The following is a 19,959-nucleotide window of genomic DNA, read 5'->3' on the forward strand; positions in this document are numbered from 1 at the left end:
GGAAAAGGTTGATCAGGCGTTCTTCCAGTTCGGCGCGCGCTTTTCCAGGAAGGCGCGGGTGCCTTCGCCCTGGTCGTGGGTGTCGAACAGTTTGATGAAGGCTTCTCGCTCCTTGATCAGGTTCCAGGCGGGCGGTTGCAGGCGGGCGGCCTGCACCAGTTGCTTGCACACGCCCACCGACGACGGCGATTGCTTGGCCACGCCCTCGGCCAGTTTGATGGCGGTTTCCAGCGCCTCGCCCTTGGCCACCACCTGCTCGACCAGGCCGATGCGCTCGGCGGTGGCGGCGTTGACGCGCTCGCCGCACAGAATCATCCGCTTGGCCCAGCCTTCGCCCACCAGCCACGGCAGGTTCTGGGTGCCGCCAGCGCAGGGCAAGAGGCCGACGCCGGCTTCCGGCAGCGCCATCTGCGCCTGCTCTTCGGCGATGCGGATGTCGCAGGCCAGCGCGCACTCCAGGCCGCCGCCCATCGCGTAGCCGTTGACGGCGGCGATGCTGACGCCGCGGAAACCCGACAGCGCCTCGAAAGCCTCGCCGAACAGCATGGTCATCTCGGTGGCGACTTTCTTGTCGCCGTCGGCGAACATGTTCAGGTCGGCGCCGGCCGAGAAGAACTTCTCGCCCTGGCCGGTGATCACCAGCGCGTAGATGTCGCGGTCGGCGTTGAGGTCGGCAACCAATTGCTTCAAGGCGGACAGGCTGGCGCGGTTCCAGGTATTGGCCGGCGGGTTGTCGATGGTGACCACGGCGGTGTGGCCGCGTTTCTCGACGTTCAGGTGGGCGTAGCTGTTCATATTCAATGCCTTTATGAATTCTATTTCGAAGCGGCTGAGGCAAGCCGGCGCAACGCAGCCTCAGGGAGGTTGCCGGCTTTGCTCAGCGCAGCGTTTCCAGCGCGCCGTCCTGCAGCAGCTTGCGGGCCACGATCATCCGCATCACTTCGTTGGTGCCTTCCAGAATCTGGTGCACGCGCAGGTCGCGCACGTGGCGCTCCAGCGGGAAGTCCTGCAGATAGCCGTAGCCGCCGAACAGCTGCAGCGCGTTGTTGGCGATATTGAAACTCAGATCGGTGGCCAGGCGCTTTGCCATCGCGCAATAAGCGGAGGCGTCGGCGCTGGCGTTGTCCAGCTTCCAGGCGGCCAGACGCACCATCTGGCGCGCGGCCACTAGCTCGGTCAGCATGTCGGCCAGGCGGAATTGCACGGTTTGCAATTCGGCCAGCGGATGGCCGAATTGCTGGCGCTCCTGCACGTAGCGCTGCGCGGCGTTGAGCGCGGCCTGGGCGGTGCCGACGGCGCAGGTGGCGATATTGATGCGGCCGCCATCCAGCCCCTTCATCGCGAAGGAGAAACCCTGGCCTTCTTCGCCCAGACGATTCTCCACCGGGATTTCGACATTGTCGAAGGTGATGGCGCGGGTGGGCTGGCTGTTCCAGCCCATCTTCTTTTCCTTTTTGCCGTAGCTGACGCCGGGGGCGTCGGCCGGCACCACGAAGGCGGAGATGCCTTTGGGACCGGGGCCGCCAGTGCGGGCCATCACCACCAGCACCTGGGTGCTGCCGGCGCCGGAGATGAACATCTTGCCGCCGTTCAGCACATAGACTTCGCCTTTTTTCTCGGCGCGGGTCTTCAGCGAGGCGGCATCGGAGCCGGCGCCCGGCTCGGTCAGACAGTAGCTGCCCAAGACTTCGCCGGTCACCATTTTCGGCACCCATTGCTCGGCAAGCTGCTTGCCGCCGAAGCTGGCGATCATCCAGCTGACCATATTGTGGATGGTCAGGTAGGCGGCGGTGGAGGTGCAGCCGGCGGCCAGCTCCTCGAACACGATGGCGGAGTCCAGCCGCGACAGGCCCAGGCCGCCATAGGCTTCCGGCGTGTACAGGCCGAGAAAGCCCATGTCGCCGCTCTTGCGGATCACGTCCAGCGGGAAGATGGATTCGGCGTCCCATTCAGCGGCGTGCGGGGCCAGCTCGCGCTCGGCGAAATCGCGCGCGCTCTGCTGGAAAGCGATCTGGTCTTCGTTCAGTTCGAAATTCATATTCCATTCCCAATCGGTAGCAGGGCGGACACGCGTGTCCACCCTGCGGAAAGTCAACGCAGCGAGATGGTGGTGTGCACCTTGCCGCTGCTGGCCTCGTCGTCGAACCAGCGGCTGGTGACGGTCTTGGTCTGGGTGTAGAAGGCCACCACCTGCTTGCCGTAAGGGCCCAGGTCGCCCAGTTTGGACGCGCGGCTGCCGGTGAAGCTGAACAGCGGCACCGGCACCGGGATCGGCACGTTGATGCCCACCTGGCCGACGTCGATCTCTTCCTGGAACTTGCGCGCCGCCGCGCCGCTCTGGGTGAACACCGCGGTGCCGTTGCCATTGGGGTTGGCGTTGATGATGGCGATGGCTTCGTCCAGCGTGTCGGCGGCCATCAAGCACAGCACCGGGCCGAAGACTTCCTGATGGTAGATCGCCATCTCGGGTTTGACGCCCGAGAAGATGGTGGGGCCGACGAAGTTGCCATTGTCGAAACCGGCGACTTTCACGCCGCGGCCGTCCAGCTCCAGCTTGGCGCCTTCCTCGACGCCGCGGGCGATCAGGCTCTTGACGCGGTCCAGCGCGGCGCAGGAGATCACAGGGCCGAGGTCCGGATTGTCCTTGCCGGGGCCTACTTTCAAGCCTTTGGCCTTGGCCACCAGATCCGGAATCCATTGCTGAGCTTCGCCCACCAGCACCGCCACGCTGAGCGCCATGCAGCGCTGGCCGGCGGCGCCGAAGGCCGCGCCGGTCAGCTGGTTCAGCGCCTGCTCCTTGTTGGCGTCCGCCAGCACGATGGCGTGGTTCTTCGCGCCCATCATGCACTGGGCGCGCTTGCCGGACAGGGTGGCGCGCTGGTAGACGTGGGTGCCCACTTTGGTGGAGCCGACGAAGGACACCGCCTTAATGTCGGGGTGGTCGCAGATGGCGTCGACGACCGATGCCGCGCCGTGCACCACGTTGAGCACGCCTTTGGGAATGCCGGCTTCCAGCGCCAGCTCGACCAGGCGCATCGTCACCATCGGGTCCTGCTCGGACGGCTTGAGCACGAAGGTGTTGCCGGTGGCGATGGCCATCGGGAACATCCACAGCGGGATCATCGCCGGGAAGTTGAACGGGGTGATGCCGGCGCACACGCCCAGCGGCTGTTGAACGGTGTAAGTATCCACGCCGCCGGCGACGTTCTCGGCGTATTCGCCCATCTGCAGCGTGCCGATATTGGCGGCGTGCTCCACCACTTCCAGGCCGCGGAAGATGTCGCCCTCGGCGTCGGCCAGGGTCTTGCCCTGTTCGGCGGTGAGAATGGCGGCCAATTCCTTCATGTTGTCGCGGATCAGCTGCTGGTATTTCAGGAAGATGCGCGCGCGGGCGCCGATCGGCGTCTTCTTCCAGGTCTTGAACGCTTCCTTGGCGGCGGCGACGGCGGCGTTCACCTCGTCGGCGGTGGCCAGCGGCACGCGCGCCAGCACTTCCTGGGTGGCCGGATTGACGATGTCGCGCCATTCCATGGTTTTGGACTCGACGAATTCGCCGCCTATCAACAGCTTGACGTTGGGTACCGACTGGCTCATGGCACTGCCTCCTCTATATTGTTCGGGCTGATGGCGCTGCTCAGTTGTAGCTGTAGAAACCCTTGCCGCTCTTGCGGCCCAGGTGCCCGGCCTGCACCAGCTGGACCAGCAGTGGGCAGGCGCGGTATTTGCTGTCGCGGAACTCGCGGTGAAGGATGTCCATGATGGACAGGCAGGTGTCCAGGCCGATCAGGTCGGCCAGGGCCAGCGGGCCGATCGGGTGGTTCATGCCCAGCTTCATCACGGTGTCGATGTCCTCGGCAGTGGCCAGGTTTTCGTACAGCGCGAAGGCGGCTTCGTTGATCATCGGCATCAGCACGCGGTTGGAGACGAAACCGGCGCCGTCCTTCACCGTCACCGGGGTCTTGCCCAGCGCCTGGGATAGATGGAATACGGTGTTGTAGGCTTCGTCGCCGGTCTGCAGCGCGCGGATGATCTCCACCAGCTCCATCAGCGGCACCGGGTTCATGAAGTGCATGCCCACCACCCGTTCCGGATGGCTGACCCAGCTGGCGATGCGGGTGAGGGAAATGGACGAGGTGTTGGAGGCCAGCACGCATTTCTCGCCGACGGCGGCGTCCAGTTCGCGGAAGATCCGCTCCTTGATCTCGGCGTTTTCGGTGGCGGCTTCCACCACCACGTCGCAGCCGGCCAGATCGGCCAACTGGGTGGTGGCGCGGATGTGGGCGACGATGCCGGGGATGTTGGTCTCGGCGATCAGCTCCTTCTTGGCCATCCGTTGCAGGCTGATGTTGATGTTGGCCACGCCCTTGACCAGCGCCGCGTCGCTGACGTCGGCCAATACCACGTCGAATCCCTTCATCGCGAAGACCTGGGCGATGCCGTTGCCCATCGTGCCCGCGCCCACCACGCCGATTTTCTGGCTCATCTGTTTCTCCTGGACTGTTTGCTCTACTTTTGATCACGATAACTTGACGTTTACGTCAACGTCAACAGACAATGAACACAAAAGCACCTGACTGTGGCGCGCGTGGCCGCAGCGGGAAGATAAAGGGACAGACGCATGGGCGAACAGATTTTCAACATCACCGAACTCGCGCAGGAGTTCGACATCACCACCCGCGCCATCCGCTTCTACGAGGACCAGGGCCTGCTGGAGCCGGAGCGGGCGGGGCAGCGCCGCATTTACAACCGGCGCGACCGCGTGCGGCTGATGCTGATCCTGCGCGGCAAGCGCATAGGCTTGTCCTTGCAGGAGATACGCGAGCTGTTCGCGCTGTACGACGCGGCGCACGACGACGCGCCGCAGCTGCAGGAATTCATCCGCATTCTGGAGCGCAAGGAGCTGCAACTCCTTACGCAGATGGAAGACATCAAGGTGGTGCTGACCGAAATCGGCCAGTTGCGCGGCCAGTGCGAAAAAGCGCTGGGCAAGCGCGCCAACGGCCACAACCAAGCAAAGGAGCTGTGATGCAACAACAGGAAATCGTGATCGTGGGCATGGCGCGCACCGCCATGGGCGGCTTCCAGGGCGCGCTGTCCGGTTTGACCGCCAGCCAACTGGGCGCGGCCGCGATCCGCGCGGCGGTGGAGCGCGCCGGGGTCGCCGCCGGCGACGTGGATGAAGTGATCATGGGCTGCGTGCTGCCGGCCGGCCAGGGCCAGGCGCCGGCGCGCCAGGCGGCGCTGGGCGGCGGTCTGCCGCAGGCCACGCCGTGCACCACCGTCAACAAGATGTGCGGCTCCGGCATGAAGGCGCTGATGATGGCCCACGACCAATTGCAGGCCGGCAACGGCGGCGTGGTGGTGGCCGGCGGCATGGAAAGCATGAGCAACGCGCCCTATCTGATGCCCAAGGCCCGCGGCGGCTTGCGTCTGGGCCATGGCGAAATCAAAGACCATATGTTCCTCGACGGCCTGGAGGACGCGTACCAGAAGGGCACGCTGATGGGCGTGTTCGCCGAGCAGTGCGCCGAGAAATACGGCTTCAGCCGCCAGGATCAGGACGAATTCGCCATCGCCTCGCTGACCCGCGCCCAGCAGGCGATCAACGGCGGCCTGTTCAAGGACGAGATCGCGGCGGTGACGGTGCCGGGACGCGGCGGCGACACCGTGGTGGATACCGACGAGCAGCCGCTGAAAGCCAATCTGGACAAGATTCCGACGCTGAAGCCGGCGTTCAAGAAGGATGGCACCGTCACCCCGGCCAACTCCAGCTCCATCTCCGACGGCGGCGCGGCGCTGGTGTTGATGACGGCGGCCGAAGCGGCCAAGCGCGGCCTGAAACCGATCGCCCGCATCGCCGGCCACAGCAGCCACGCCCACGAGCCGGGCTGGTTCACCACCGCCCCGGTGCACGCCATCGAGAAACTTCTGTCCAAGACCGGCTGGAAGGCTGGCGAGGTGGACCTGTACGAGATCAACGAAGCCTTCGCCGTGGTGACGATGGCGGCGATGCATGACTTGAAGCTGCCGCACGACAAGGTGAACGTGCACGGCGGCGCCTGCGCGCTGGGCCATCCGATCGGCGCGTCCGGGGCCCGCATCGTGATCTCGCTGCTGTCGGCGCTGAAGCAGCGCGGCGGCAAGCGCGGCGTGGCCAGCCTGTGCATAGGAGGCGGCGAGGCCACCGCGCTGGCGATCGAGCTGATCTAAGCGATTGTCGCGCTGACAGGCGGGCCGCCGGGCATCCCCGCGGCCCGTTTGTTTTGGAACTTGCCTTGTCGTCGGCGATGGCGGATTTTGATAGAGTCGTGTCATGCTGGCGCGTCGCCGCCGGCTGCTTTATCATCGCCCGCCTTTAGCACCGTAACGAAAGCCGCCATGAACGATACCCTTGAAGCATTGCCGCCCGAGATCCAGCTGGACGATTACCTGGCCGAGCATAACGCCACCATCGTCACCACCGAGGGCAGCCATGCGGTATCGGTGCATGGCGAACTGGACCTGGATGGCCATCGCGTCCCGTATCACTTGGTGCCGGACGAAGGCTTTCTCGGCAAGAGCGGCAAATGGCGCAAGCTGGACGGGGCGGCGAAGCTGGCGCTGGTGAAGGAACGCTGGAACGACGCCGCGCGGTTGAAGCTGGAAGGCCAGTTGGCCGCCTGCGCGCGCGAAGTGTTCGCGGTGGACGGCATAGATCCGCTGCGCGCGCTCAGCGCCTTCATGGCCAAGTACGAGCGCGCCAAAGTGCGCTGCAATATCGCGCTGGACCGGGTGGCCGCCGCCCGCAGCCGGCAGAGCGCCGACAAGGCCGCCGCCAAGACCCGCGACGCGGTCAACCTGTCGCGGTACCCGGAGTCGTTCGCCACCGCCTACGCGATGCAGCGCCATTTCATCGCGGTGCTGGGGCCGACCAACTCCGGCAAGACCCACGCGGCGATGGAGCATCTGCAGAAAGCCAAGAGCGGCGTTTATCTCGCGCCCTTGCGTCTGCTGGCGCTGGAGAACTACACCCGTCTGCAGCAGGCTGGCGTCGCCGTCAGCCTGATCACCGGCGAGCAGCGCAAGCTGCACCCCGAGGCCACCCACGTCGCCAGCACAGTGGAGATGTTGAACCCGGAGCGGCAGGTGGAAGTGGCGGTGATCGACGAGATCCAGCTGTTGGACGATCCGGACCGCGGCGCGGCCTGGACCGCCGCCGTGTGCGGCGTGCCGGCGCAGACGATTTACCTGGTTGGCGCGCCGGAGTCGCGCGAGGCGATCGAATCGCTGGTGGCGCGCGTCGGCGGCACGCTGGAAGTGCGAACGTTGGAGCGCAAGACCGCGCTGCAGATGGACAAGGCGCCGCTGCTGTCGCTGAAAAACCTGCAGCCGGGCGATGTGCTGATCGCCTTTTCCCGGCGCGAGGTGCTGAACTGGCGCGACAAGGTGATCGAGCAGGGGCTGACCGTGTCGGCCATCTACGGCAACCTGTCGCCCGAGGTGCGGCAGGCGCAGGCCGAGCGCTTCGTCGCCGGCGAGACCCAGGTGGTGGTGGCCACCGACGCCATTGGCATGGGCTTGAATACCCCGGCCCGGCGCATCATCTTCACTACCGCCAGCAAGTGGGACGGCTACGCGGAGGGCATCGTCGCCGCGCCGCTGGCCAAGCAGATCGCCGGCCGGGCCGGCCGCTTCGGCAAGCATGAAACCGGTTACGTCGCCGGCTTCGACGGACTTACCCACAAGACCATAGGCGCGCTGCTGCGCCAGAAGGCGGAACCGCTGCCGAACAACGGCTTTTTCGTCGCGCCCAGCCTGAAATATCTGGAAGCCATTTCCCAGGCGACCGGGGAGGCCAAACTCAAGCCTCTGCTGGGCCTGTTCGCCAAACACATCAATGTGCACGATGAATTCTTCCTGCCGGCCAATCTGTCCGACCAGATGGAGAAGGCGGAATGGCTGGACAGCCTGTCGCTGAGCCTGGCCGATCGCTTCACTTTCAGCCTGTGCCCGGTATCGACCAAGATTCCGATGCTGGACAACGCGCTGCACGACTGGGCCGAGCAGCGCGCGCGAAGCAAGACCGCGCCGCTGCTGCGGATGATGGGAACGGGCGGCCGCAACGAGCTGCAATATCTGGAAGACAGCTGCAAACTGTATGCCGCCTATGCCTGGCTGGGCTACCGAATGCCGGACACCTTCCCGGACGGCGAAATGGCGCAGCTGCTGATGCAGAGCACGTCCGAGCGCATCGATGCGCTGCTGCAGGCTCAGAACGCGCAGAAGAGAAAGAGCCGAGGAGGGCGCGAACCGATGAGGCGCAAATCCGGGGCGGGGCGCCAGCGCTGAATCGACGGGGGCGAGTCTTGACGAATATCCGGCAAGGCTTTGTTCGGAGCCGAGGCGGGCGGCGCAAGCGGCTCACAATGGGACGGCTTGCCGGCGGTCGCGCGCCATGAAGGGGCCGCCAGCTCGGCAAGGAGCTTGGAGTGAGCTCCAGACCACGCGATGATCACGCTGCGCGTCAGCGAACCGCCGCTCATTCCAGATGGCGTTCTGCGCATCTATGGAGCAATGGCCGGCTGAGCAATCACAAGAAGATTTATCGGATCAGTTGGGCGAAAGGCCGGAAAGGGCATCGATGCGTTGCCAGCCTGCTTCTGCGTGGATGCCGCTGGAAAATGAAAGCCCCGCTGTTGCGGGGCTTTGCTGTTTGCGTTTCCGGCGGCGGGCAGTCAGGCCGTTGTGGAGATATTGGTGCTGGATACGCTGGGTTGCAGCAAGGACTGGTTGGTCTGGTATTGCGATACCGCCAACTGGCCGCTGCCGTTGCGCCGCTGAGCCTGCTCTACCGGGCGGGTGGCCTGGGCCGCGGGTTCGGTCGCGGTTTGGGCGGGCGTCGATGCCGGGGGGGTTGGTTGCTGCTTCGTGGCTGATGCCTGGGCCGTGTTTTGCGTTGCGGCCGGAGCCTGGGTTGTCACGTTGTTATTGGCGGCGGCGTTGTTGCCGGCGCCTGCCGCAGCGGCGGAAGGCGGATTGCCGTTGACGGCCGGAGCAGCCGCGGCTGCGGCCGCAGGTTGCGGCGCGGTGGCCAGCGTGGCCTTGCTCGCAGGCGCGGCGGCGGTTTGCGCGGTCGTTTGCTGAGCGGAAACCTGTTGAGCGGCCTGCTGCGCCCGGCTATTGGTCAGTTGCTGCTGCAGTTGTTGCTCAACCCGGGCGGAGTCTGGATTCTGCCGGACCGCGGTCTGGGTTTGAGGTTCGCTGGTGGCTTTCTGAACGGCGGCCTGGCCGTTTTCCACCGATGTCTGCGCCTGCCGGGTGTTTTGCCCGGCATAGAGCGTTTGCGCGGCGGGGTAGCCTACGCTCGCGATATTTGCCATGGCTAGGGTCCCAATGTTCCTATATCGCTGATATTAGAACATTTTTCTTATTTTGATAAGGTTTTTTCCTGTCTAGTCGAACAGTACCAGTTGCAACATCCGCTGGGCCAGGGCATCCACGTCGAGCTCGCCGTCGCGCCGATACCATTGAACGGTCCAGTGCAGGCTGCCGAGCAGCGTGCGGCGCAGCAGCCGGGTGTCTTGCTTGACCAGGCCGGCGCCGGCAGCTTCGTCCAGCACCTGTTGCCATAGCATTTCGTAGCGGTCGCGCAACACCACCAGGCCGGGCTTGGCCGACTCCGATACGCTGCGCCATTCGTACAGCATGACCTCCAGCGCCGCTTGGTTGTCGCCCAGCAGCGAATGGAGGTGCACGCGGAACAGCGCGGCCAACTTGTCGCGGGTGTCGGTCGCGGCGGCGAGAGCGGCGGCCAGTTGTTCGGTGGTGCTGGCGATGCCCAGCGCCATCACCGCCACCAGAATCTCCTCCTTGGTGCGGAAATGGTAGAACAGGCTGCCGGACTGCATGCCGACGGCGCTGCCCAGATCGCGCACTGTCGTGCGCTCGTAGCCCTGGTCGCGGAACAGGATGGCTGCGGCGCGGATCAGCTCCATGCGCCGGCTGTTTTCCTCGGGAGGGCGGGTGGATTCCACGGCGCTCATGTCAGTCCTGTGCGAGGGGGACGAGGGAAGGGAGCAGTCTCTGCGCAGCCTGCCACACCAGTTCCGGCTGCATTTTTTCCAGGCAGTCGGTATGGCCGTACGGGCAGCTGCGCTCGAAACAGGGGCTGCAGTCCAGATTCAGCGACACGATCTCCGCCCGCTGCGACAGCGGCGGGGTGAAGTCTGGGCTGGAGGAGCCGTACAGCGCCACCAGCGGCTTGTCCAGCGCGGCGGCCACATGCATCAGGCCGGAGTCGTTGCATACGGCCAGCTTGGCCAGTCCCATCAGGTCTATCGCTTCGTCCAGGCCGGTGGCGCCGCACAGGTTGACGGCGGCGTCGCCGGCCAGCCGCGCGATGTCGTCACCGATCTGTTTGTCTTTGGCGGAGCCGAACAGCCACACCGCGTAGCCTGCGGCCTGGAAGCGCTTGGCCAGCTCGGCGAAGTGGCGGGCGGGCCAGCGCTTGGCCGGGCCGTATTCCGCGCCGGGGCAGAAGGCGGCGATGGGACGCGAAATGTCCAGGCCCAGCTTGGCCGCGGCCTGGCGTTGGACGGATGGAGTGGCTATCAGCTGCGGATCGGGAATGGGGCGCGGCAGCGGCTGATTGCGATCTTCCGCCAGCGCGCAGAAGCGCTCCACCATCATCGGCAGTTCTTGCTCGTCCAGTTCGCGGGCGTCGTTGAGCAGGCCGTAGCGCGATTCGCCGAGAAAGCCGGTGCGCAGCGGGATGCCGGCGAACAGCGGAATCAACGCCGATTTCAGCGAATTGGGCAGCACGATGACCTGATCGAAGCGCTCGCGCGCCAGGTGGCGGGCAACCTTCCAGCGTTCGACCAGTCGCAGCGCGCCATGGCCGAAGGGGTTGAGGTGGGACTGGGCCACTTCCGGCATCCGCGCCAAGAGCGGCAAGGTCCAGGCCGGAGCGAACACGTGCAGCTCCAGCCCGGGATGGCGCTGATGCAGGCGGCGGTACAGCGGCTGGGCCATTACGCTGTCACCGACCCAGGAAGGGCCGATGACCAGGATTTTCTTCTTCATGCGGTATTTCCGGTTCCAAACCCAAGCCGGCTGTCCGGTTCAGCGCGGCTTGGGTTTGGCGGCGGCAAGCAAAAAAGGTGTGGCCCTGGCCACACCCTTTGCCATCGAGGCCGGCTGCGGGCTCAGTGATGGTGGCCGACGGGGCCGACCAGCTTGTACTTGGTGCCGCAGTACGGACAGAGGGCTTCGCCGGTCTTGTGCACCGGCAGGTAGACGCGCGGATGCGAGTTCCATGCCTTCATGTCCGGCATCGGGCAGTGCAGCGGCAGGTCGTGCTGGGTGACTTCGATATAGCGTTCGGTATTTTCTTTCTGTTCTGCCATGGTCATTCCTTGTTGCGGCAAGCGGGTGTCCGAAATGCATGTGCCAGCAGGCCGGCTGTGACCGGTCGCTGCTGGCGCGCAGTGCGGATATTACCCGTTTTATTTCACGTATGTGAGCCAGTGTTCGTGTTCGGCGTCCAGGCCCTTGACGATGTTGAAGTAGCGCTTCTGGATTTCGGCGGTGATCGGGCCGCGGCTGCCGGCGCCGATCGGGCGGCGGTCCAGTTCGCGGATCGGGGTCACTTCGGCCGCGGTGCCGGTGAAGAAGGCTTCGTCGGCGCTGTAGACTTCGTCGCGGGTGATGCGCTTCTCGATCAGCTCCAGGCCCATTTCCTTGGCGATCTGCACCACGGTGTCGCGGGTGATGCCTTCCAGCGCGCTGGTCAGGTCCGGAGTATAAAGCTTGCCCTTGCGGACGATGAAGATGTTTTCGCCGGAGCCTTCGGCGACGAAGCCGTCAACGTCCAGCAGCAGCGCCTCGTCGTAGCCGTCGGCGGTGGCTTCGTTGTTGGCCAGGATGGAGTTCATGTAGTTGCCGTTGGCCTTGGCCTTGCACATGGTGATGTTGACGTGGTGGCGGGTGAAGGAGCTGGTCTTCACGCGGATGCCTTTTTCCAGGCCTTCCTCGCCCAAGTAGGCGCCCCACGGCCAGGCGGCGACGATGACCTGCACGTCGTTCTTCATCGGCGCCACGCCCAGCTTGCCGGAGCCATAGAAGGCCATCGGACGGAAATAGCAGGACTTCAGGTCGTTGGCCTTGACCACGTCCAGATGGGCCTGGCTGATCTGTTCCGGGCTGAACGGCAGGGCCATGCCCAGGATCTTGGCGGAGCGGAACAGGCGTTCGGTATGGTCCTGCAGGCGGAAGATCGCCGGGCCTTTCGGGGTTTCATAGGCGCGCACGCCTTCGAACACGCCCATGCCGTAGTGCAGGGTGTGGGTCAGCACGTGAGTGGTGGCGTCGCGCCAGTCCACCAGTTTGCCGTCATACCAGATATATCCGTCGCGATCAGCCATCGACATCTCAGTCTTCTCCTGTGTTGTGCTTGGTGTGGCGGCGGGTCGCGCCGGGGCGCCCGCAGCCGTGTTGATGGACCAGTGTATACCGCGGCCCGAGGACTTGTGAACCCGGGATCAGGAAAAATCGAGCGCTTGCTCGAAAACCTGTCTCCAGAGCTCCCGGCCCTGCGCATAAGCCACCCGCAGCGGTTCGTCGACATCCACCGCTTTCTTGTCGTTGAGGCGCGCGGCGTGCTGCAGCCGGCGATACAGCCGGTAGGCGGCGCGCGCGTCTTCGGCCAACCGCCGGTCTATCAGCCCGGCGTCGGCTGCCACCGCCAGCAGCGCGATGTTGCCGGTGTTGCCGGTGAGGGCGGGCAAGGTCTTGGCGTGGGCCAGGATCAGGTACTGGACGATGAACTCGATGTCGATGATGCCGCCGCGGGCGTTTTTCACGTCGCCGTCGTGGGCCGGGTGCGAATCCAGCATGCGCTGGCGCATTGCCAGCACCTCGCCGCGCAGCTTGGCCGGATCGCGCTCCAGGGTGAGGATGGCGTGGCGCTCGGCTTCGAACTGCGCGCCGATGCCGGCGTCGCCGGCGACGAAGCGAGCGCGGGTCAGCGCCTGGTGCTCCCACGCCCAGGCCTGGTTTTCCTGGTATTGGCGGAAGGCGGAGATCGAGCTGACCAGCAGGCCGCTGGCGCCGTTGGGGCGCAGCCGGAGATCAATGTCGTACAGCACGCCGGCGGCGGTGGCGCTGGTCAGCCAGGTGGACAGCTTGCGCGCCAGCCGGGAATACAGGTCGGGGGCGTCGGGGTGTTCGTCGTCGTAGAGGAAAATGATGTCGAGATCCGACGCGTAGCCCAGTTCCTTGCCGCCCAGCTTGCCGTAGCCTATCACCGCGAAGCGCGGCGCTTCGCAGTGGCGCGAGGGGATGTCGCGCCAGGCGTGGCGCAGGGCGGCGTCCAGCACCAGGTCGGCTAGCCGCGACAACTCGTCCGACAGCGCCTCCAGCGTCCACATGCCGGCCAGATCCTGCGCCACCAGCCGGAAGGTCTGCGCATGCTGGAAGTGGCGCAGCGCGTCCATCTTGGCTTCGACATCGCCGTCGGCATGGGCCAACTGCGCCTCCAGCTGGGCGGAGAGCTGCGGCCACTCCGGCGCGGCGTAGAGCACGCGCGCGTCCAGTAGCTCGTCCAGCAGGATGGGGTGGCGGCTGAGGTAGGCGGACACCCAGGCGCTGGACGAGTACAGCGAGGCCAGCCGCTGCAGCGTCTGCGGGTATTCGGTCAGCAGCGCCAAATAGGACGCGCGGCGGCTGATCGCCTCCATCAGGCCGATGATGCGCGACAACGTGTCGTCGGCGTTGGAAAAGCGCGCGGCCACCTCGATCAGCGCCGGCATCAGCGCGTCCAGCTTCTTGCGGCCGGCCAGCGGCATCTGCAGGTAGCGCTGGCTCTGGGCCAGTCCGGTGAGCTGGCGGGCGGCGGATGCGGGATCGGCGTAGCCGAGGCCGGCCAGCCGGGCTTCGGGATTCTGTTCGGCCACGTCCAGCCAGAGTTCGGACAGCGGATGATCTGCGCTGTCCTCGCTCGGCAGGATGAATACCTGCTCGAAGTGGCGGCTGACCTTGCGTCTGATCTCGTCCAGCGCGGCCATGAAGGCGGGCCAGTTGGCGTGGCCCATGCTGGCGGCGATCTTTTGGCGCGTTTCCGGCGCCTCCGGCAGGGTCTGGGTCTGCTGGTCGTCGAGGTACTGCAGCCGGTGCTCCAGATTGCGCAGGAAGGCGTAGGCTTCCTGCAGCTCTTCCACCGCGGCCGGCTCCAGCAGCCGCAGCGCCGCCAGCCTGTCCAGCGTGGCGCGGGTGCCGCGCAGCTGGAGCGTGCGGTCGCGGCCGCCGCGTATCAGCTGGAACACCTGGGCGATGAACTCGGCTTCGCGGATGCCGCCGGGCCCCAGCTTGATGTTGTCCGCCATGTCGCGCCGCGCCACCTCGCGGCGGATCTGCGCGTGCAGTTCGCGCATCGCGCCGTAAGCGTTGTAGTCCAGATATTTTCGGTAGACGAAGGGACGGACCAGTTGCGCCAGTCCGTCGGCGTCGCCGGTGATGGCCTTGGCCTTGATCCAGGCGTAGCGCTCCCATTCCCGGCCCTGGGAGAGCAGGTAATTTTCCAGCGCGGCGAAACTCATCACCAGCGGACCGGAGTCGCCGTAGGGACGCAGCCGCATGTCGACGCGGAATACCTGCCCGTCGGCGGTGGCGTCGTTGAGCAGCGCGATCAGCCGCTTGCCCACCTGGGTGAAGTACTCGTGGTTGCTGATCTTGCGGACGCCGTCGGTTTCGCCGCCTTCCGGATAGATGAAGATCAGGTCGATGTCTGAGCTGGCGTTGAGCTCGCCGCCGCCCAGCTTGCCCATGCCGACCACGATCAGCTGCTGCGGCTCGCCGCTGTCCTCGCCGATGGGCCGGCCGTATTGCGGCAGCGACGCGGCGGCGCAGGCCAGCGCCTGGCGGACGGCGAATTCGGCCAGCAGGCTGACGGTGGACACCACTTCGTCCAGCGTGGCCAGGCCTTCCAGGTCGCGGCAGATCAACCGCGCCATCACCGCTTGCCGCAGACGGCGCAGGGCCGGCGCCAGCGCCTCGGGGGCATCCAGCGCTGGCCAGTCGGCGAATGCCTGCATATCCTCAATGGAAAAGGGATGGCGAAGGCATTGCTCCAGTCGGCTCCGCTCCTCCGGCCGCGCGGCCAGAAGACGGTGCAAATATTGGGAAAACTCGCAACTGCGGGCAATGGCAGCGCTCGTGTTTGCTGGCATAATAGCTCCGGACGGCTTGGCGCGGCTCACCGCGCCGGGGGCGGCTGCGGCCGGTTTCGCGCCGTGTTTTTCCTAACGCCATTGTAACGGTTTGCCATTGTTGAAAAAGCCCTCGTCGCCGTTGTCCCATATCCACGTCCTGCGCGTCGTCAAGCGCAGCCTGCTGGTGCTGGCCGTGTCGCTGTTCACGGCCTGCGCGCTGGTGTCCGCCGCGTTCGCGGCTTTCACGTACTGGCTGTTGCCCAATCTGGACCAATACCGGCCCCGGCTGGAGCAAACCCTGTCCGGCGCGCTTGGACACCATGTCAGCATCGGCCGCTTGAGCGGCCATTGGCAGGACGTGGCTCCCCAGTTCGAATTGTCCGGCGTGTCCATCGCCAATCCGGTATCCGGGCAGGCGCTGACGCTGAGCCGCGTGACGGTGCAGCCGTCCTGGACCTCGCTGTGGACCTGGGAGCCGAGGCTGGCGATGCGCGTGGACGGCCCGTCGGTGGAGTTGCGGCGAGGCGCCGACGGCGTCATCTATCTGAATGGCTTCGATCTCACCAGCGGCCCGTCCAGCGACAACGCGCTGGGCAACTGGCTGCTGCGCCAGCCATCGCTGGAAATCCAGAACGCCCGGCTGAGCTGGCAGGATGAAAGGCTGGGCCTCCCGCGGCTGGACCTGCAGCGCGGCCAACTGACGCTGGACCGGCATCTGCTGGGGCACCGGCTGCAATTGTCCGGCGTGCCGGCGGCCACGCTGGGCAAGGGCTTCCAGCTGAGCGCCAGCTGGCGCGGCGACGACATCAACGGCTGGGAGAGGTGGTCGGGTTCGGTCAAGGTGGCGCTCAACGGCGCCCGCGCCGATGTCTGGTCGCGCTATATGCGGGAGCTGGGCGTGCTGCACCGGGGCGAAGGCGACGGCACGCTGGAGATGTCGTTCTCCGATGGCAGCGTCAGCAGCCTGCTGGCCGACGTCAGCGTGCGCAATGCCGCCTACACGCCGCCCAGCGCGCGCGAGCTGGTGTTGCCTCAATTGCAGGGCAAGCTGCAGCTGGACCGGCAGTCCGGCGGCAGCTACAAGATCGTCGCCAGCGACCTGACCCTTGCCAGCGCCACCGGGCTCGCTTTCGACAAGTCCTCGATCAAGGGACAGTGGCAGCCTGGCGCGAAAGGCGGCGGCGAACTGACGCTGGACAATGTCGATGTCGGCCATCTGACGCCCCTCATCCACGCCTTGGGCGTGGACGCCAATCCGCTGTTCGCGCGCTTCTCGCCGCGCGGCGCGCTGCATGATGTGACGCTGGCCTGGCAAGGCGCGGCGGAGGCGCCTTCCAGCTTCAAGGTGAAGACCCGTTTCGAGGCGCTGGGCTGGCAACCGTTCGCCGATCTGCCGGGCGTGTCCGGCGTGTCCGGGCGCATCGAGTTCAGCGAAGCCGGCGGCCGGCTGGCGCTAGATACCGGCAAGGCCGAAGTCAATTATCCGGCGGTATTCGCCCAGGTTTTGCCTTTCGATCGTCTGTCCGCCGATGTGGAGTGGAAGCAGAAGCAAGGACGGCTGGACATCGATTTACATAAGGTGGCCTTCGCCAACGCGGATCTGAGCGGCGAGCTGAGCGGCAGCTACCGCCGCGCGGGCGAAGGTTCGGGCAGCGTGGACCTGAGCGCCGGCATCGAGCAGGTCAAGGCGGTCCGGATCGCAGCCTATCTGCCCCATCACGTCGGAGAGCATACGACCCGCTGGCTGCGCCAAGGCTTGCAGGATGGCGTGGCGCGCAATCTGAAGATGAAGCTGTCTGGCGATCTGGACAAGTTTCCCTTCGCCGGCGGCAAGGGCGGAGAGTTCCTGGTCGAAGCGGATATCGAGAAGGCCAAGCTGCTGTACCAGCAAGGCTGGCCGGCGATCGACGATATCGACGCCAGGCTGCGTTTCCACAATGAAGGCATGCAGGTGCTGGCGCAGCGGGCGACCACGGTGGGCGTGCCGCTGCGCGAGGTGACGGCGGAGATAGGCCAGCTGGGCGCGGATGTGCCGTGGCTGAAGATAGACGGCAAGGTGGAGGATCGGCTGGACCGCATGCTGGCCTTCACCACCAAGAGCCCGGTGGACGGCTGGCTGGGCGGCTTTACCGGCCGCATCCGCGCCAGCGGTCAGGCGGCGCTGAGACTGAAACTGGACGTGCCCTTGGCCGGCAGCGACTCCACCCGCGTGCGCGGCGATCTGGATTTCCAGCGCAACTCTCTGAAGCTGGGCGGCTTGCCGCTGCCGGAGCTTGACGCGGCACAGGGGCGGCTGACTTTCACCGAGCGCGGCGTGGACAGCAAGGGATTGCAGCTGAAGGCTTTCGGCGGCCCGTTCCGGCTGGCGGCCCATACCGGCGCCGACAAGCGCATGCGTTTCGAGATTGCCGGCGACGCCGACAATCGAGCGGTGCTGCAGCAGTATCTGCCGTCTCTCGCGCCGCTGGCCGGCGGCCGCTCCCGTTTCGACGGGCAGTTCGTGGTCCGCGATGGATTGGAGAGCCTGCAATTGACGTCCAGCCTGCAGGGGTTGTCGCTGGACGCGCCCAAGCCGTTCGGCAAGACGGCGGCGGCGGCGCTGCCATTGCAGCTGCAACTGAAGCCTGCGCCGGCGCGCTTCGCCGGCGCCATGCGGCTGGAGTTCCAGCTGGCCGATTTGCTGGCCGGGCGCTTGCGCTTGGGCGGGGACGGCGAGTTGCAGGCCGGCGCGTTGGGCATAGGGCGCCAGCCCGGAGAGTTTCCCGCCAGCGGACTGGCGCTGAGGCTGCAACAGCCGCGCATCGATCTGGACGACTGGCTGCCGTGGGCCGCCAAGCTGGACGCGGGCGGCAAGGGCGGCGCGCAGTCCGGCGCGCCGTTGACGGTGGATGTGGACACGCCGGCGCTGTCCGCCGCCGGTTTCACCTTGCACCAGGTCAGCGCCCGGGTGTCCCATCGCGGACAGGGCGGGCAATGGAGCGCGCAATTGCGCTCGCGCGAAGCGGTGGGCGAGGTGGATTACCTGGCCGACGGCGGCGGCCAGCTGCATGCCGACCTGAGCAGGCTGGCGTTGAATTGGCCGCTGCGCGCCGAAAGCGGGGCCGCGCCGTCGTCGCTGAAGCAGCAGTTGCCGGCGATGAAGGTGCACATAGGGGAGCTGCTGCTGCAGAACCGCAGCATCGGCCAGTTGGACATGATGGCGCGCCGCGACGGCAGCGTGTGGCGGATGGACCCGTTGAAGCTGGCCGCGCCGGAGGGCACGCTGACCGGCAGCATGCAGGTGGACGAGCAGGGCGCGGGGCGCGTCGACAGCCGTTTTGCTCTGGATGTGGGCAATGCCGGCAAATTGCTGGCCCGCTTTGGCCAGGGCGATGTGTTCCGCAACGGCCAGGGCCGGCTGGCGGGGCAGCTGAGCTGGCCGGGCGGCTTGAGCGATCTGGATGCCGCCCACCTGTCCGGACAGATGGAACTGGACTTCAAGAACGGCCGCTTCGCCAAGGTAGACCCCGGCGCGGCACGGCTGTTGGGCGCGCTGAGCCTGCAATCGCTGCCGCGGCGGATACGGCTGGATTTCACCGACGTCTTCAGCGACGGCTTCGCCTTTGATACTCTGCAGGGAAAGGCCAGCGTGCGCGATGGCGTGTTCCGTTCCGACAAGGTGGAGATGAAGAGCCCGTCCGCCGAAGTCAATATCGCCGGCAGCGTGGATCTGGCCAGCGAAACGCAGGCGCTGAAAGTGAAGGTGGTGCCGCACGTGGCCGAGAGCGTGGCGCTGGCGGCCGGCGCGGCCCTGCTGAACCCGGTGGTGGGAATCGCCACCCTGGCCGCGCAGAAGGTTTTGCAGGACCCGGTGGGCAAGATACTGTCGCTTGAATACGAGGTGAGCGGTTCGCTGAAGGATCCGCAGGTGAAGCGGGTGAACGTCGGCGATCCGGTCCAGATCAAGGGGAAGAAACCATGAAGCAGAAGTTCGTCGCCGCCGCCGTGCAGATGGTGTCCGGCTGCGGCCTGGAGGCCAACTTGGCCCGCGCCGATCAACTGCTGGGCGAGGCCGCCGCGCGCGGCGCCAGCCTGGCGGTGCTGCCGGAGTATTTTTGCCTGATGGGCGCCAAGGAAGCCGACAAGGTGGCCCTGCGCGAAGCGTTCGGCAACGGCCCCATCCAGCAGGCGCTGTCGGAAATGGCGCGCCGCCATGGTTTGTGGCTGCTGGGCGGCACCGTGCCGCTGCTTTGCGAGGAAGAGGGCAAGGTGCTCAACAGCAGCCTGCTCTACAATCCGCAGGGAGAGGTGGCGGCGCGCTACGACAAGATCCACCTGTTCGGCTTCACCGGACAGGGCGAGAGCTACTGCGAGTCCAACACCATACGTCCGGGCGCGACGCCGACCAAGGCGGAGACGCCGCTGGCGGATATCGCCTTCGGCATCTGCTACGACCTGCGTTTCCCGGAGCTGTTCCGGATGCTGGCGCCGTTCGACCTGCTGATCTTGCCGGCGGCGTTCACCGCCACCACCGGCGAAGCGCACTGGGAGCCGCTGCTGCGGGCCCGGGCGATAGAAAACCAGTGTTACCTGATCGCCTCCGCCCAAGGCGGAACGCATGAAAACGGCCGACGGACGCACGGCCACTCGATGATCATCGACCCGTGGGGGCGCATCCTCGCCGAGCTGCCGGACGGCGAGGGCGTGGTCACCGCCGAGATCGATCCCGAATTGATACACTCGGTGCGGGGCCGCCTGCCGGCTCTGGCGCACCGGGCCATACGCTGAAAGAACG

At 66.1% G+C, this 19,959-nt stretch carries 15 protein-coding genes; 5 read left to right on the forward strand and 10 right to left on the reverse strand.

From position 1 onward, the window contains the following. Nucleotides 1-12: 12 nt before the first annotated feature. The 4 genes from BKX93_RS00655 to BKX93_RS00670 all read right to left on the reverse strand — a co-directional run bounded on the left by BKX93_RS00655 (nt 13) and on the right by BKX93_RS00670 (nt 4,483). On the reverse strand, nt 13-795 hold the full coding sequence (locus BKX93_RS00655; RefSeq protein WP_046166478.1) for an enoyl-CoA hydratase: 783 nt from the start codon (nt 793-795) through the stop codon (nt 13-15). Nucleotides 796-877: 82 nt separating this feature from the next. After that, nucleotides 878-2,038 carry an acyl-CoA dehydrogenase family protein gene (locus tag BKX93_RS00660; protein ID WP_046166479.1) on the reverse strand — a complete coding sequence of 387 codons (1,161 nt, stop codon included), beginning with the start codon at nt 2,036-2,038 and terminating at the stop codon, nt 878-880. 53 nt (nt 2,039-2,091) lie between these two features. After that, complete coding sequence (locus BKX93_RS00665; RefSeq protein WP_070978155.1) at nt 2,092-3,594, reverse strand: CoA-acylating methylmalonate-semialdehyde dehydrogenase; 1,503 nt, start codon at nt 3,592-3,594, stop codon at nt 2,092-2,094. Nucleotides 3,595-3,634: 40 nt separating this feature from the next. Further along, nucleotides 3,635-4,483 carry a 3-hydroxybutyryl-CoA dehydrogenase gene (locus tag BKX93_RS00670; protein WP_070978157.1) on the reverse strand — a complete coding sequence of 283 codons (849 nt, stop codon included), beginning with the start codon at nt 4,481-4,483 and terminating at the stop codon, nt 3,635-3,637. Between the two features lie 135 nt (nt 4,484-4,618). Here BKX93_RS00670 and BKX93_RS00675 point away from each other — a divergent pair, with 135 nt between their 5' ends. The 3 genes from BKX93_RS00675 (at nt 4,619) to BKX93_RS00685 (ending at nt 8,328) form a co-directional block, all read left to right on the forward strand. Continuing rightward, nucleotides 4,619-5,026, forward strand: coding sequence for a MerR family transcriptional regulator (locus BKX93_RS00675; protein WP_070978159.1), 408 nt, complete (start codon nt 4,619-4,621; stop codon nt 5,024-5,026). Next, nucleotides 5,026-6,210 carry an acetyl-CoA C-acyltransferase gene (locus BKX93_RS00680; protein WP_070978161.1) on the forward strand — a complete coding sequence of 395 codons (1,185 nt, stop codon included), beginning with the start codon at nt 5,026-5,028 and terminating at the stop codon, nt 6,208-6,210. Before BKX93_RS00675 ends, BKX93_RS00680 begins: the two co-directional genes overlap by 1 nt. 168 nt (nt 6,211-6,378) lie before the next feature. Then, nucleotides 6,379-8,328 (forward strand): helicase-related protein, encoded by a 1,950-nt coding sequence (locus BKX93_RS00685; RefSeq protein ID WP_046166483.1) that lies wholly within the window; start codon nt 6,379-6,381, stop codon nt 8,326-8,328. A 386-nt stretch (nt 8,329-8,714) separates the two neighbouring features. On the opposite strand, the gene BKX93_RS00690 is transcribed toward BKX93_RS00685, so the two are convergent. From BKX93_RS00690 to glnE, 6 genes are all read right to left on the reverse strand, one after another. After that, nucleotides 8,715-9,359 carry a hypothetical protein gene (locus tag BKX93_RS00690; RefSeq protein ID WP_046166484.1) on the reverse strand — a complete coding sequence of 215 codons (645 nt, stop codon included), beginning with the start codon at nt 9,357-9,359 and terminating at the stop codon, nt 8,715-8,717. Between the two features lie 72 nt (nt 9,360-9,431). Then, a complete protein-coding gene (locus BKX93_RS00695; RefSeq protein WP_046155760.1) occupies nt 9,432-10,022 on the reverse strand; it encodes a TetR/AcrR family transcriptional regulator in 591 nt (196 codons plus the stop codon). A 1-nt stretch (nt 10,023) separates the two neighbouring features. Continuing rightward, nucleotides 10,024-11,061: a lipopolysaccharide heptosyltransferase II gene (gene waaF, locus BKX93_RS00700; protein WP_046155761.1), complete on the reverse strand. Its 1,038-nt coding sequence runs from the start codon at nt 11,059-11,061 to the stop codon at nt 10,024-10,026. 122 nt (nt 11,062-11,183) lie between these two features. Beyond that, complete coding sequence (locus BKX93_RS00705) at nt 11,184-11,384, reverse strand: zinc-finger domain-containing protein (protein WP_021475366.1); 201 nt, start codon at nt 11,382-11,384, stop codon at nt 11,184-11,186. 99 nt (nt 11,385-11,483) lie between these two features. Beyond that, on the reverse strand, nt 11,484-12,407 hold the full coding sequence (locus BKX93_RS00710; RefSeq protein ID WP_046155762.1) for a branched-chain amino acid transaminase: 924 nt from the start codon (nt 12,405-12,407) through the stop codon (nt 11,484-11,486). A 111-nt stretch (nt 12,408-12,518) separates the two neighbouring features. Beyond that, a complete protein-coding gene (glnE, locus tag BKX93_RS00715; RefSeq protein WP_070978163.1) occupies nt 12,519-15,203 on the reverse strand; it encodes a bifunctional [glutamate--ammonia ligase]-adenylyl-L-tyrosine phosphorylase/[glutamate--ammonia-ligase] adenylyltransferase in 2,685 nt (894 codons plus the stop codon). A 100-nt stretch (nt 15,204-15,303) separates the two neighbouring features. Between glnE and BKX93_RS00720 the strand changes: the two genes are divergently transcribed. Further along, entirely contained in the window at nt 15,304-19,146 is a 3,843-nt protein-coding gene (locus BKX93_RS00720; RefSeq protein ID WP_186009473.1) for a YhdP family protein, read from the forward strand. Next, on the forward strand, nt 19,143-19,952 hold the full coding sequence (locus BKX93_RS00725) for a carbon-nitrogen hydrolase family protein (protein WP_070978166.1): 810 nt from the start codon (nt 19,143-19,145) through the stop codon (nt 19,950-19,952). Before BKX93_RS00720 ends, BKX93_RS00725 begins: the two co-directional genes overlap by 4 nt. The last annotated feature ends 7 nt before the right edge of the window (nt 19,953-19,959 follow it).

Source organism: Chromobacterium vaccinii (genome assembly GCF_001855275.1).
GTDB lineage: Bacteria > Pseudomonadota > Gammaproteobacteria > Burkholderiales > Chromobacteriaceae > Chromobacterium > Chromobacterium vaccinii.

What these genes read in the sequence shown, in the direction of transcription:
- BKX93_RS00655 (WP_046166478.1), bottom strand. Translation starts at nt 795, where the DNA reads ATGAACAGCTACGCCCACCTGAACGTCGAGAAACGCGGCCACACCGCC.
- BKX93_RS00660 (WP_046166479.1), bottom strand. Translation starts at nt 2,038, where the DNA reads ATGAATTTCGAACTGAACGAAGACCAGATCGCTTTCCAGCAGAGCGCG.
- BKX93_RS00665 (WP_070978155.1), bottom strand. Translation starts at nt 3,594, where the DNA reads ATGAGCCAGTCGGTACCCAACGTCAAGCTGTTGATAGGCGGCGAATTC.
- BKX93_RS00670 (WP_070978157.1), bottom strand. Translation starts at nt 4,483, where the DNA reads ATGAGCCAGAAAATCGGCGTGGTGGGCGCGGGCACGATGGGCAACGGC.
- BKX93_RS00675 (WP_070978159.1), top strand. Translation starts at nt 4,619, where the DNA reads ATGGGCGAACAGATTTTCAACATCACCGAACTCGCGCAGGAGTTCGAC.
- BKX93_RS00680 (WP_070978161.1), top strand. Translation starts at nt 5,026, where the DNA reads ATGCAACAACAGGAAATCGTGATCGTGGGCATGGCGCGCACCGCCATG.
- BKX93_RS00685 (WP_046166483.1), top strand. Translation starts at nt 6,379, where the DNA reads ATGAACGATACCCTTGAAGCATTGCCGCCCGAGATCCAGCTGGACGAT.
- BKX93_RS00690 (WP_046166484.1), bottom strand. Translation starts at nt 9,359, where the DNA reads ATGGCAAATATCGCGAGCGTAGGCTACCCCGCCGCGCAAACGCTCTAT.
- BKX93_RS00695 (WP_046155760.1), bottom strand. Translation starts at nt 10,022, where the DNA reads ATGAGCGCCGTGGAATCCACCCGCCCTCCCGAGGAAAACAGCCGGCGC.
- waaF (WP_046155761.1), bottom strand. Translation starts at nt 11,061, where the DNA reads ATGAAGAAGAAAATCCTGGTCATCGGCCCTTCCTGGGTCGGTGACAGC.
- BKX93_RS00705 (WP_021475366.1), bottom strand. Translation starts at nt 11,384, where the DNA reads ATGGCAGAACAGAAAGAAAATACCGAACGCTATATCGAAGTCACCCAG.
- BKX93_RS00710 (WP_046155762.1), bottom strand. Translation starts at nt 12,407, where the DNA reads ATGTCGATGGCTGATCGCGACGGATATATCTGGTATGACGGCAAACTG.
- glnE (WP_070978163.1), bottom strand. Translation starts at nt 15,203, where the DNA reads ATGCCAGCAAACACGAGCGCTGCCATTGCCCGCAGTTGCGAGTTTTCC.
- BKX93_RS00725 (WP_070978166.1), top strand. Translation starts at nt 19,143, where the DNA reads ATGAAGCAGAAGTTCGTCGCCGCCGCCGTGCAGATGGTGTCCGGCTGC.